This window comes from Kitasatospora cathayae (assembly GCF_027627435.1).
GTDB classification, from domain to species: Bacteria; Actinomycetota; Actinomycetes; order Streptomycetales; family Streptomycetaceae; genus Kitasatospora; species Kitasatospora cathayae.
The window spans coordinates 8,701,133-8,714,297 of sequence record NZ_CP115450.1; the positions used below are offsets into that span (position 1 = coordinate 8,701,133).

The following is a 13,165-nucleotide window of genomic DNA, read 5'->3' on the forward strand; positions in this document are numbered from 1 at the left end:
ACAGGACCCCGCCCATGTCCACCGCCGTCAGCCCCTCGCCCACCCCGGCGCCATCCGCAGCCGCCGCCCGGCCGACCACCCAGCGCCGCCGCAGCCGGGACTGGGTGCACGCCCTGCTGATGACCGCCCCCGCGCTGGCCGGACTGATAGCCTTCGTCGCCGTCCCGTTCGGCTACGCCGTCGTGCTCTCCCTCCACAAAGCCCGGCTCGGCTCCGACCGGCCACCGGCCTTCGTCGGCCTGGAGCAGTACCGCCGGATCCTCACCGACCCCGACCTGTCTGGCCGGTTCCTGCACGCCCTGCTCAACAACCTCACCTTCGCCTTGGCCGTGGTACCGCTACAGACCGGCCTCGCGCTCGCCCTCGCGGTGCTGCTCAACCGCAAGCTCCGGGCCATCGGGCTGTTCCGCGCGGTGTTCTTCCTGCCGGTGGTCTTCCCGATGGCCCTGGTGGCGGTGATCTGGCGGCTCATCCTTGCCCGTAGCGACCAGGGCATCCTCAACTCACTGCTTCACCAGCTGAGCTTCGGCCACTGGGGCTCCTTCGACTGGCTGGGCTCCCCGCTCACCGCGATGGCCTCCGTCGTCGTGCTCTCGGTGTGGCAGGGCGTCGGCTTCCAGATGGTCATCCTGCTGGCAGGGTTGCAGGCCATCCCGGACGAACGGTACGAGGCCGCGCAACTCGACCGGGCCTCCCGCTGGCAGCAGTTCCGGCACGTGACACTGCCCGGCATCCGCACCACCCTGATCTTCGTCGCCCTGCTCACCTCGGTGCTGTCCTTCCGGGTGTTCGACCAGGTCTACATCCTGGTCCGCGGCGGCGGGCTGAACGAGAACGCCACCCGGACCGTCATGTACGAAGCGGTCACCACGGCCTTCGACCAGAACAACATCGGCCGCGCCTCGGCCATCACGGTGGTCTTCTTCCTGATCGTCCTGGTGCTGACTCTGGTCCAGCGCCGAGTCGCCCGAGGGGACGACGCATGAACCGCACCATCCGGCGGATCGCCGACCATACCGTCCTCGGCCTGCTCGCCCTGGTCTTCGCCCTGCCCGTCCTCTATCTGGTGATCGGCAGTCTCAAGCCGTCCGACCAGGTACTCGCCGGCCTGTCCGGGTTCCTGCCCACCAACCTGTCCCTGCACAACTACGCCGCCGTCCTGCACAGCCTGTCCTCGGACAGCACCGGCCACTTCTGGCGGTTCATGGGTGTGTCGCTGCTTGTCGCCGCCACCGTGGTGGCCGGCGGCCTGGTAGTGAACTCGATGGCCGCCTACGCGCTGTCCCGGCTGGAGTGGGGCGGGCGGAAGCTGCTGTTCACCCTGGTCCTGCTATTGATGCTGATACCGTTCGAGTCGGTGGCCGTGCCGCTGTTCTACCTCTTCGACACGCAGCGGAACACGGTGTGGATCCAGGCCGCGCCGTTCATCGCCAACGCCTTCTCGGTCTACCAGTTCCACACCTTCTTCCAGGCCATCCCCCTCAGCATCGAGGAAGCGGCCCGGATCGACGGCGCCGGACCATGGCGAATCCTGTTCCGGATCATCTACCCCATGAGCAAACCGGCCTTCGCCTCGGTCGCGATCCTCACCTTCCTTACTCAATGGGGCTCGTTCCTTTGGCCGGTGCTCATGGTCGACGATCCCTCCGTACGGCCCTTGCCCCTGGAAATCAGTGTCTTTCAGGGCCAGCAGCCGCCGGACTGGGGGCAGATCCTGGCGTTCGGCGTGCTGCTCGTGCTCCCAGTGGTCGTCGTGTTCGCCTTCTTCCAGCGGTGGTTTGTCCAGGGCGTGGCCGGCTCGGCCGTCAAGGAATGAGAAGCGCGGCATGAGAGGAGAGGTCAGAAAGATGCCCCTGCGACCGATTACCGTCCTCGGGGAGTCTGCGGCCGACGCCTTCCCCGGCGACAGCACCCCCGACGGCGGCCTTGCCCTGCGGGTGCTGCCCGGCGGCGGCCCCGCGAACACCGCCGTCGCCCTCGCCAGGCTGGGCACCCCCACCCGGTTCCTCGGGCGGATCTCGACCGACCCGTTCGGCCAGCTGTTCCGCGCCCGCCTCGCCGCGTCCGGCGTCGATCTGACCGGCTGCGTCAACACCGCCGAGCCCAGCACGCTCGCCGTCGCCACGCTCGACGAACAGGCCCAGGCCACCTGGACCTTCTACGCCGAGGGCACCGCCGACTGGCAGTGGACCACCGACGAACTCACCGCCACCCGCACCACGGAAACAGCTTGCCTGCACACCGGCTCGCTCGCCCTGATCCGCGACCCCGGCGGCCAGCGGATCGAGCAGCACCTCGCCTGGGTCCGGGAACACGCCACCGTTTCCATCGACCCCAACGTCCGCCCGCTCCTTGTCCCGCCCGCCGACTACCGGGAACGCCTGGACCAGTGGTGCGCCCTCGCCGACATCCTGCGCCTCAGCGAGGAGGATCTCGCCATACTGCTGCCCGGAGCAAGCCCGGCCGACGCTTGCCACCGCTGGCACGAGGCCGGCGCGCGGCTGGTCGTGGTCACCCTCGGAGAACGCGGCGCGTACGCCTCCCTCGACGGTCACCCGGTCACCGTACCGGCGCCGCCCACCTCGGTAGTCGACACCGTCGGGGCCGGCGACTCGTTCACCGCCGGCCTGCTCCACCGGCTCAACCAACTCGACCTGCTCGGCAGTCGGCTGGACTCCCTGACGCAGAACGCCGTGGCCGACGCCTGCCGTTTCGCCGTCCGGGTCGCGGCCCTCACCTGCTCGGTCGTGGGTGCCAACCCGCCCTCGGCGGAAAGCCTACGGTGACTCACCAGGCTGCTATCGCGCCACCACCAGGTCCGCCACTGGACCGCCTGGCACCGGCACATCACCCTTGCCATGCTCGCGCTCGCCTTCCTCGCCGCCCTCGCAGCCGACGCGACACCGGCCAGGCCCGCCGACCACTACTACTGTCAGCTCTCGCTCGTGAAGGAATCAGTCCGACAGAACATCACGAACCGGACGTCATCTGACTACGCCGAAGCCCTGGGGTTTGTGTGACTTCGACGTCGAGGAGTTCGAGGAGGTGGAGTCGGACGCCGCGGGTGGTCTGCACTATCGGCCGGTCGGTGATGGTGCCGATGCACAGGGTGAGTTCGCCGAGGTGGTAGAGGATCATCCGGCCGGTGGGGCGGACGCGGCGGTTGTCCGGGTAGAGGCCGATCATGGTCTGCTCGGGGCCGAGTCCCCGTCTGACCTGTCGCTCGATCAGGCAGAACACAGACTTCTCCTGCAACGGGACCCCTGGTTCTTGATCATCTTGCTCGACACAAGTGATCTACCAGAGGTCCCGTTCCTCGTCATCAAGGACTTGACCAACCGCCGACCGGCCAAACGCAACGGTGTTCAGCTACCTCGGCTCGTTCACCACCCGTCGGTGAGCCGCAGCGGGCGTGAGAAGGAGGCGCCGCCGGTGTTCACCCACTCGTTGAGGACGCCGTTGCCGTCTTCGCGTGCGATGAGGTCGGCGTGGCCGGTGCCGTAGAAGTCTCCTGCGGTGGTCTGCGAGTACGGTCCCCAGCCGCCCGTGAGGAGGGTGCGCCGGCCGAAGGTGCCGTCTCCGTTGCCGGGCCACAGGTACAGGTTGCCCGTGGAGTCTTCGCGTGCGATGAGGTCGGCGTGGCCGGTGCCGCGGAAGTCTCCTGCGGTGGTCTGCGAGTACGGTCCCCAGCCGCCCGTGAGGAGGGTGCGCCGGCCGAAGGTGCCGTCTCCGTTGCCGGGCCACAGGTACAGGTTGCCCGTGGAGTCTTCGCGTGCGATGAGGTCGGCGTGGCCGGTGCCGCGGAAGTCTCCTGCGGTGGTCTGCGAGTACGGTCCCCAGCCGCCCGTGAGGAGGGTGCGCCGGCCGAAGGTGCCGTCTCCGTTGCCGGGCCACAGGTACAGGTTGCCCGTGGAGTCTTCACGTGCGATGAGGTCGGCGTGGCCGGTGCCGCGGAAGTCTCCTGCGGTGGTCTGCGAGAACGGACCCCAACCGTCGGTGAGGTCGACCGGAGCGGCGAAGCTCCCGGCGCCGTCGCCGGCCCACTCGTACAGGTGGCCGTCAGAGTCGTTGCGGGCGACGATGTCGCTGCTGCCCTTCCCGTGGAAGGCGCCGGCCGTGGTCTGGGAGAAGTTCAGGGTGAGCCTGGCCGATGTGAGCGGCGGCGCGATGACGTTGGCGAGGGCCTGGTTGCCGTTGCTGTTGAGGTGCAGGTGGTCGTCGCCGTGGTCGTAGTAGCCGGCGAACAGACTGCTCGGAGTCAGCGGGTCGCGGGTCGCCCGGTCGAAGTCGTAGAAGCCGTCGATGTCCTTGGTGGTGCGGATGTAGCTGTTCACGCACTGGCGGACCTGCTCCCCGGCCGTGGTGTAGCCGGTGTAGCCCTGGTAGGCGGGGATGGTGGCCGCGGTGAACCTCAGCCCGGCCGCATGCGAGCGGGCTGCCAGTTGCTGGATCGCCGACTCGATCGATGCGTCGGAGGCGCCGTCCATGGTGATGTCGTTGATGCCCTCGTAGAGCACGACGCTCTGCACACCGGCCTGTGAGAGCACGTCCCGGTCGAAGCGGTTGAGCGCGCTCTGCCCGTAGGGGGTTCGGCCGCCGGACCCGTCGTTGAGCAGCCGGTTGCCGGAGATGCCCTTGTTAACGATCCCCATCGGCGCCGGTTGGGCGGTCAGGACGCGCCCGTAGTCGTCGACCCAGCGGGTGTTGGAGTCCGGGGTGGTGTGGCCGCCGTCCACTTGGGAGTCGCCGAGGGCCACCACCGTGCCGCCGCCACTGGCGGCTGTGACGTCGAGTCCGCTGAGGTAGGCCCACTGGCCGAAGCGAGTGGGGAGGTTCGTGCCGTCCTGGTCCTGGGTGTGGTCGGCGCCGTCACCGGAGACAGAGGTGTAGGAGGTGGTGAGCGTATAGGCGTGGTACGGCGCGGTGGTGACCCCGTTGGGCAGCCAGAGGCTGACCAGCAGGTTCTGGTCGGCCGTGATCGGGAACGCGGCCGCGTCGCTGTAGACGTCGCCGCCCGGGGGGATGACGGTCTGCTGGGATCCGTTGAACATCAGGGTGACCGGCGTGGCGGCGGCCGTGGAGCCGCCTTGCTGGGCGGCGATGGTGACGTGCCCGATGGTCACAGGATCGGGGCTGAAGGTGTTCACCAGGTGGATGCGGGCGTTGCTTCCACCGATGCTGGTGTGGATCACCATGCGCAGGGTCTGCTGCCCGGTCACGCCCGAGGAGGCGGAGGTGCCGGCCGAGCCCATGGCGGTTCCCCAGCTCCCGGTCCACGGTGAGAGCGGCGGCCTGGGCGTGTCGGAGGCGGGCAGCGCGGCGGGTCCCGGCCCGCAACTGGTGGCGGCGTGCGCGTGGTTGGCCAGCGGCAGCGGTGCGAGCAGTGCGATGGCCAGGACTGATGCTGTCCCGAGCGACGTGCGGCCGCGCGGTTCGCGTGCACCGGTGGTCGAGCCCATGGGTTTCCTCTCGTCGATGGATGCGGACGCGGCGCGGCTGCCGCCCGGTGACGCCGGGCGGCAGCCGCCGAGTGGCTTACCAGCCGCCGGTGAGCGTGTAGGGCGCGGTGAACGTGCCGTCGCCGTTGCCGGCCCAGATCATGAGGTTGCCGGTGGCGTCGTCGCGGCCGATGAGGTCGACCTTGCCGTCTCCGTTGAAGTCGGCGGCCGCGGTCTGCGTGAAGTACCAGCCGTCGGTGAGCTTGTTGGGCGCGTTGAACGACCCGCCGCCGTCGTGGAGCCACAGCTCCAGGTTCCCGTTCGCGTCGCGGGCGAGGATGTCGGCCTTGCCGTCGTTGTTGAAGTCGGCGGCGCGGGTTCCGGTGAAGTTCCAGTCACCGGTCTGGACGTGTGGGGCGCCGAAGGTTCCGTCGCCGTTGCCCGGCCAGATGTAGAGGTTGTTGTCGGTGCCCTTGGCGATGAGGTCGACGTTGCCGTCTCCGTTGAAGTCGGCAGCCGCGGTCTGCGTGAAGTTCCAGCCGGTGGTGACCAGGTGCTTCGAGGTGAACGTCCCGTCGCCGTTCCCGTACCACATCCACAGGTTCCCGCTCGCGTCGCGGGCGATCAGGTCGGCCTTGCCGTCGTTGTTGAAGTCGCCGGCGGTCGTCTCGGTGAAGTCCCAGCCCCCGGTGAGCACCTTGGGCGCGTTGAAGCCGCCGCCCGCGTCATGGACCCACATCATGAGGTTGCCGTTGGAGTTGTCACGGGCGATGATGTCGGCCTTGCCGTCACCGGTGAAGTCCGCGGCCGTCGTCTGGGAGTAGTGTCGGGGGCCGTAGATCATGCGCCATTTTGTCTCGGGGCCGTTGAAGCCCGGCATACAGGCGACGGTGGAGTCACCGACGATCTTCAGGTAGCAGCCATTTGGGCTGGCGAAAACCGTCCAGGCGCCAGCCGCTGAGGTGTATTTCCAGCTCAGGGCGTAGGTGTTGTTGCCGCAATTGACGGACAGGGCGTCGCTGTACGAGTCCGTCGCCAGGCAGATGCCGCCGCCGGTGAGAGGGGCCCTGGCCGCGTCGATGAGCCAATTCTGGTTCCAGATCGAGAAGAACTGGTCGTCGCTGGTGCCGCAGTCGTGGGCTTCGAGCTGCTGCGGATTGTAGTCCGGGGATGCCTCGAGGCACAGGCCGGTCGCCTGGTTCTGGATCTCGAAGTAGGGGCCGGGATAGACGTAGGCGGAGGCCTGGCCGACAGAGAACGACAGGCTCGCCAACAGCAGGGCGATAACTGTGGCGGCGGCCCTGATCCGGCGAATTCGTAGTTTCTTGATTTTCAAGTGTTCCATCCTCTGAGCTATGACCGTCGCGAGAGCCAGTCCGAGGCAGTAGTGGCGGCCGGCCTCGACGCGAAGGTCGAGCGCCCTTCCCTGGGACGGCCTTGGGCGAGCGTCAGGCGGCGAGTCGTCCGGTCCCACACGACAGGTAGGCATGCGGCAGCCCGGATCGTGCGGCTCGGCCAACACCGGTTGCCGCGCAAGGACCTGGTCGTCGCGTGGTCTGGACAGAGACTGACAGGACCTACCAACAACCGCTTAACAACTCACCAACAACCAGCAACGGGCCGTCCCAGGCGGCAGAGCAACCATTCCGGTCCCGGTGCGCTCCGGCCGCGCCTCGCCGTGCCGCCCCCGTCCCTTCAGATATGACGGGCCACCGGGGCCTGCTTGATGATCGGCCCCGCCAGCCGGTCCCCGGCCGGCTCGATCGCTCATGCCCCCCTGCTGTGGGCGTTTTCGATGCTGGCGAGGACATCATGTGCGTCGCTGAGCCAGGCGGTCATGTGGTGACGGTCGGCGAGGTCGATGGCTTGGTGGACGCGGGTACGGGCGTCGTGCCACTCGGCGAATCGGGTGTGGGTACGGGCAGCGATGACCAAAGTGTCGGCGACGAGGGCGATGTCGCCGATCCGGTCGAGGGTGTCGAGGGCCTCGCGGAGTGCGGCGAAGGCTTCCTCACGTCGACCGAGCACGCCCAGCACATCGCCGAAGTTGGCCAACGTGATGGCAACGCTGGAAGCGTCGCCGTGGTCGCGCCACAGCGCGAGCGCCTCGCGATAGCGCGCACTCGCCTCCGCGTGCTGCCCGGCCACCCGCAGGGCGTCGGCCAGGGAGCTCACCAGGATCGCGGTCAGCCGCCCGCCGCCGCCGCTGCGCCGGTGCAAGTCGAGGGCCTCGCGCACGTGGGCGAGCGCCTGGTCGGCCTGGCCCTGGAATCCGTAGGCCAGCGAGAGGTTCGAGAGGACCGCGACCCTGCCCGCAGGTTCGTCGAAGAGCGTGAGGGCCGTCCGCAGGGCCTCGATGGACTTCTCCAGGCGCCTGGCCATCCCGTGGCAGGCCCCCAGGTTGCGCAGCACCCAGGCACGGCCCAGCCGGTCGTCGTGCTGCTCGGCGATGCGCAGCGCCTGCTTCAGGTACTCCTCCCACTGGCCGGTCCACCAGTTGTTGCGCATGTAGCCGAAGAGCCACACGGCCAGCCGCCAGGCCAGGTCGGGGCGCGGGCCGTTACCGGCCCGACCGATCACGTCTCCGATGTTCGCCAGTTCCTCACGGCACCAGGCCATCGCCTGCGCCTCGTCGGCGAAGACGGGCAGTGGGGCAGGCGGTTCCTCCTCCAGCCTCGGCGGCAACGGGCCGCCTTCGCGCATGCTCAGGCGCGCGCTCTCCAGCGCGAGCGCGTACCACACGCCAAGGCGCAGCCTGGCCGCCTCGCGTTCCTCGGCCGGCTCGGCCTCGTCGGCGCGTTCGGCGGCGTACTCGCCGAGCAGGTCGTGAAAGCGGTAACGCAGTGGGGCCGGGCTCTGCAGCAAGTGGGCGTCCACCAGGAGTTCCAGCAGCTCGCCCGCCTGGGTGGGAGAGCGGTGCAGCAGTGCTGCGGCGCAGGCAGGGGTGAACACCTGCTCGGGCCACAGGCCCAGCATCCGGAAGGCGCGCGCCGCCTCGCGCTCGGTGGCTTGCTCGCTGTCGCGCAGCGCGAGGTAGCTGGAGGCGAACGTCGCGCGCACCTCCCATCGCCCTGCGGTGAGCGCCGACAGACGCCCGGGCCCGCCCTCGCCGAGGCGGTCGGCCATGACGCCCAGCGGCCAGGCGGGGCGGGCGGCCAGGCGCGCCGCGACGATCCGCAGTGCCAACGGCAGCCCGGCACAGGCCGCCAGGATCCGCATCGCGCCGTCCAGGTCATGCTCCACGCGCTCGACCCCGCACGCCGCGGACAGCAGTGCACGCTGTTCCTCGATGTCCATGGGCGCCAGCGGGACGTGGTGGGCACCGGGCAGGTCGGGGAGGGCAGCGCGGCTGGTGACGATCACCGCGCTGGCGCCGGTGCCGGGCAGCAGCGGCAGGACCTGGTCGCTGTCACGGGCGTTGTCGAGGACGACAATCACGCGCTGGTCGGCCAGTGTGGTGCGCAGCAGGGCGGCGCGGTCGTCGGTGTCCTCGGGCAGTGGCTGCGCGCTCGCGCCGGCCCCGGCCGGGTGCAGGTCGGCCAGGAGGGTGGCGAGCACCTCGTGGGGCGGGCGCGGGGTTCCGGCGCCAAAGCCGCGCAGGTCGACATGGAGCTGCCCGTCGGGGAACTGGTCGCGCAGCAGGTGGGCGGCGCGCACTGCCAACGCGCTCTTGCCCACGCCACCCATGCCCGTCAGCGCCACCACCCGCGGGCCTGCGCCGTCTGCGGTCCGCTCCAGCAGCTGGCACACCTGCCGCAGCTCGCGCTGACGGCCCGTGAACAGCGCGGTGTCGGCCGGCAGCTGCACGGGAACCGGTATCGACCGCTGCCGCACCACCGCCTCCTGGGGCGTGGGTGTGGCCTCGGCGCGGCTGGCCGTAGCGGCTTGCGAGTCGTGGGCATCCCGTGCCACGACCACTGCCTGCGCGCCGGCGCGGACGGACTCGGGAGCCGTGGTGCGCAGTTCCAGCAGCACGGGGTCGGAGGTGAGCACCTGCAGGTGCACGCCGCGCAGCGCTGGACCGGGACCGACACCGAGCTCCTCGGAGAGCGCGCTCCGCACCGCCTCGAACGCCTCGAGTGCCTCGGCCTGGCGTCCGCTGCGGTACAGCGCGGTGACCAGCTGAACATGGAGTGCCTCGTGCAGCGGGTGGCGGGAGGCCCACCGGCTGAGCTCGGGTGTCACCTCGGCGTGCCGGCCCAGCTGCAGTTCGGCCTCGAAGTGCCATTCCAGCGCCTGCAGGTGGGTCTGGCACAGGTGTCTGACCTCCGACTCCAGGGAGTGCAGCTCCGGCAGGTCCGACAACGGCTGCCCTCGCCACAGGGACAGAGCCGCGCTCGTGTGGTGGCTCACGTCCTGCCAGTCATGCTGTGCGCGGGCGGCGCGGGCACGCGCGAGCAGCGCGGTGAACTCCTGGACGTCCAACTCGCCGTCGGCCACCCGCAGCAGCAGGCCGTACGGAGTGGACGACAGCCGCGAGGCGCCCTCGGCGCTCAGCACCCGCCGCAGCCGCCCCACGTGGTTGTGCAGCGAGGCAATCGCAGTGGCAGGCGGCTCCTCACCCCACATGGAGCTCTGAAGGCTACTCAGGGACACCGTCCGGTTGGCCTGGAACAGCAACGCAGCCATCAGAGCGCGGCGCTTCGGACCACCCAGCGGCAACCCACGATCACCCTCACGAGCCGAGAGCGGGCCCAACAGGCCGAACCACATGACTTCACATCCCCCCGTAACCATATGGTGACGGCCCTGGCGTTCGCCTCTCCGAGGCGAGGCCGAGGCCCAGCAAGCCAGCCGTCTTGATCGAAATTCTCACGGGTGGCATTCGGACCGCTTGCGCGGCGCGCCGCAACGCCTGGCTCTGGTAGAGCGGCACGCCCATCGGGCGACTGCCGTCCACTGTCCGTGACAAGCGGACGGACAGTCGGCTCTCGGGGCGCAGCATGCTGTCGAAACCGCTCACGGCGGCCATCCACCTCACCGATCCACCCCCCAGCGCCTCACCTGACCAGCCACAACGTGATTGGGCCCTCCGCCACCGCGAAGGGCCCAATCACGTTCCCGAAAAGCAATGTGGCCGGTCAAACCGCCATACTTGTCGGTTTGACCGGCCACATTGTGTCGGTTGACCGATGCAACACAGGGGGTGCAACACGACCTGTGTTGCACCCCCTGATCTGCGCTTTTCCTCCCCGGGTCCGGGATGCTCTGAGCGCCGGGGACGCGCAGGCCCGCGCGGGGCTGGCTGGCCGAGGACCGTCCGGGGATGTTCAGTGCGGTCGCCGGGCGAGCCGGCGTCTCATGACCATGCTCATCGACCACCGAACAATCGCTTCCGAGGTGTCGGTTCGGGCTTCGTAGTCGCGGACGGGGCGGCGTGAGCGCACCAGCCATCGTTGAAGGGCGGGCGGCGGGGTCTGGCAGTGGCGGCGTGCTCGCGTGATGAGGCGTTGGAGAGCGCGGAGGCGGGCGGCCGGGTGCGGGCGCAGGTGTCGACGCGGGCCGCGCGGATCGCCGACCTGGTCGCCTCCGCGAAGCCCGGCGAGCCGGTGACCGTGTACGCGACCTACGCGTCTTTGGAGCGGATCGTCCAGGCCCACCAGCTGCACGGCCTGCCCGCCTGGGACCTTGTGGTCGTCGACGAGGCGCACCGCACGGCCGGCTCGGACGGCAAGGCGTGGGCCGCCGTCCACGCCGACGACCAGGTACCCGCCGTCCGGCGGCTGTACTTCACCGCCACTCCGCGCATCGCGGACGACCGGCGGGCGAAGGACGGCCTGGCCGACCTCGGCGCCGGCGCCGACGGAGCCGACCGCGAGGGCGCGGAGCAGTTGCCCGTGCTGTGCTCGATGGACGACGAGACGATCTACGGCCCGACCGTCTACACCTGGACCCTGGGCCAGGGGATCGAGCACGGCTACCTCGCCGACTACCGCGTCCTGGTCCCCGTCGTCACCGACGAGGACCTGCGCGACCTGCTCAACCTGCCTGCCGTCGCCGACCTGCGCACCCAACGCACCAACGAGGACCTGCTGCGCCTGGCGTTGCAGGTCGCGGTGCTGCGCGCCGTCGCGGACCTGGACCTGCGCCGCGTGATCACGTTCCACTCGCGCGTGTCGGGGGCGCGGGAGTTCGCCGCGGACCTGCCTGCGGCGGCCGCGCTGCTGAAGGACGCGGAGCGGCCGGAGCGGATCTGGGCGAAGGCGGTGGCCGGCACCGACCGCCTCAAGGACCGGCGGGCGGCGTTCGCGGAGTTCAAGGCCCACACCGGCGACGACGGCGAAGAGTGTGGCATCCTCTGCAACTCCCGGCTCCTGACGGAGGGAATCGACGTCGCCGCGGTCGACGCGGTCTGCTTCGCCGACCCCAAGTCCTCAGTGATCGACATCGTCCAGGCCGTAGGCCGCGCGCTGCGCCAGTCCTACCGGCAGGGCAAGGTCTCCTGGGTCATCATCCCCGTCTACCTGCCCACCCCGGTGTTCGGCGACGACACCGCCGGCGCCGACCCGGCCGAGGTGAAGGACGCGGGCGAGGCAGTCAAGGCCGAGGCCGATACCGAGATCGAGGCCAGCTCGTTCCGGACGATCTGGCGCGTCCTGCGGGCCCTGGCCGCGCACGACGCCCGCGTCGTGGGCCATATCACCGAACTGCGCGCCCGCCGCGCCCAGCCCCAGCACGCCACGGCGCAGGCCTCCGAGGAAGGCGAGGCCGCCGAGGCCGGGCCGGGCGAGCAGCCGCCGGCGGTGGTGGAGTCGCCGATGGAGTGGCTGCGGATCGACGCCCGGCGCCACGCGGCGCGGATCCTCCAGACGGTGAAGCTGCGGGCGTTCATCCCGCGGGCGGCCGAGTGGCAGCGCATGCACGCCGTCGCCGCCGCCTTCCACCTGGAGCACGGCCACCTCGACCCCACCGACAAGACGGAGCAGGGCGAGCTGGTCTCCTGGCTTGACCGGCAGCGCTACCTGAACGGCCAAGGCCTGCTCGATGCCGCGCGTGTCTCGGAGCTGTACGCGCTGGGCATGATCTGGTCCAAGCACGCCAACGCCCGGGAACGCGGCTACGCCTACGCCCGTGCCTGGGCCGCCCACCACGGCCACCTGGCGATCCCCTCGACGGAGAAGCTGGACGGCTACGCGGTAGGGGCGTGGATGCGCCGCCAGCGCAAGGCCGAGGCCCTCGGTGCCGACCAGGCGGCGAAGCTGGACGCGCTGGACGAGCTGTGGCGCCTGGAGCCGGACTGGAACCGCTCCTACCGGCGCCTGCTCGCCTACCTCGCCGCCGGCGGCACCCTCGACGGGCCCGCCAACCGCACCGGCGGCGAGGCGGACCCGGCGTTCCGGCCCGGCGCGTGGCTGCGCAAGCAGGACAAGGTGCGTAGCGACGGGAAGCTGACCGAGCAGCAGGCCGCTCTCCTGGACGCCCTGCGGGCCGCCTGAACGGCCGGGGTATGCGCGGAGGGGAGCCACGTCCGGGCCGGCTCGAAGCGGATGTCACGCGGACCGCTGGTTGTCTTCGTCTCCGTTACGCGTTGTATTCTCATGGCGTCGGTCCGCTACGGTGGTCGAGCGACTACGGCTCCCCCCTTTCCGTAGTCAGCGGCGGGTGCGCATCCCAGGAGTGGGGCTGCGCGCCCGCCGCTAAGAACAGCACGACCGGCCGGCAGACCCGACCGCGTTGCCCCGGTGCTCCGGCGTGCCTGCCGCACCGGAATCCGCTGCCCGCCTGCC

8 protein-coding genes are annotated in these 13,165 nt (G+C 70.2%); 4 read left to right on the plus strand and 4 right to left on the minus strand.

Annotated elements, in window-relative coordinates; translation table 11 throughout:
* Positions 1 to 14: 14 nt before the first annotated feature.
* The 3 genes from O1G21_RS38995 to O1G21_RS39005 are packed head-to-tail and all read left to right on the plus strand — an operon-like array spanning position 15 to position 2,786.
* Positions 15 to 986 carry a carbohydrate ABC transporter permease gene (locus O1G21_RS38995; RefSeq protein WP_270150540.1) on the plus strand — a complete coding sequence of 324 codons (972 nt, stop codon included), beginning with the start codon at positions 15 to 17 and terminating at the stop codon, positions 984 to 986.
* Complete coding sequence (locus O1G21_RS39000) at positions 983 to 1,816, plus strand: carbohydrate ABC transporter permease (protein WP_270150541.1); 834 nt, start codon at positions 983 to 985, stop codon at positions 1,814 to 1,816. The genes O1G21_RS38995 and O1G21_RS39000 overlap by 4 nt, the downstream gene beginning before the upstream one ends.
* Positions 1,817 to 1,847: 31 nt before the next feature.
* Complete coding sequence (locus O1G21_RS39005) at positions 1,848 to 2,786, plus strand: carbohydrate kinase family protein (protein ID WP_270150542.1); 939 nt, start codon at positions 1,848 to 1,850, stop codon at positions 2,784 to 2,786.
* Positions 2,787 to 2,970: 184 nt separating this feature from the next.
* On the opposite strand, the gene O1G21_RS39010 is transcribed toward O1G21_RS39005, so the two are convergent.
* The 4 genes from O1G21_RS39010 to O1G21_RS39025 all read right to left on the minus strand — a co-directional run bounded on the left by O1G21_RS39010 (position 2,971) and on the right by O1G21_RS39025 (position 10,007).
* Entirely contained in the window at positions 2,971 to 3,255 is a 285-nt protein-coding gene (locus tag O1G21_RS39010) for a hypothetical protein (RefSeq protein ID WP_270150544.1), read from the minus strand.
* Positions 3,256 to 3,383: 128 nt separating this feature from the next.
* On the minus strand, positions 3,384 to 5,459 hold the full coding sequence (locus tag O1G21_RS39015; protein ID WP_270150545.1) for an FG-GAP-like repeat-containing protein: 2,076 nt from the start codon (positions 5,457 to 5,459) through the stop codon (positions 3,384 to 3,386).
* A 76-nt stretch (positions 5,460 to 5,535) separates the two neighbouring features.
* Positions 5,536 to 6,912, minus strand: a complete 1,377-nt coding sequence (locus O1G21_RS39020; protein WP_270150547.1) for an FG-GAP repeat domain-containing protein — start codon at positions 6,910 to 6,912, stop codon at positions 5,536 to 5,538.
* Between the two features lie 293 nt (positions 6,913 to 7,205).
* Positions 7,206 to 10,007 (minus strand): AfsR/SARP family transcriptional regulator, encoded by a 2,802-nt coding sequence (locus O1G21_RS39025; protein ID WP_270150548.1) that lies wholly within the window; start codon positions 10,005 to 10,007, stop codon positions 7,206 to 7,208.
* A gap of 881 nt (positions 10,008 to 10,888) precedes the next feature.
* Between O1G21_RS39025 and O1G21_RS39030 the strand changes: the two genes are divergently transcribed.
* Complete coding sequence (locus O1G21_RS39030) at positions 10,889 to 12,874, plus strand: DEAD/DEAH box helicase (RefSeq protein ID WP_270150550.1); 1,986 nt, start codon at positions 10,889 to 10,891, stop codon at positions 12,872 to 12,874.
* The last annotated feature ends 291 nt before the right edge of the window (positions 12,875 to 13,165 follow it).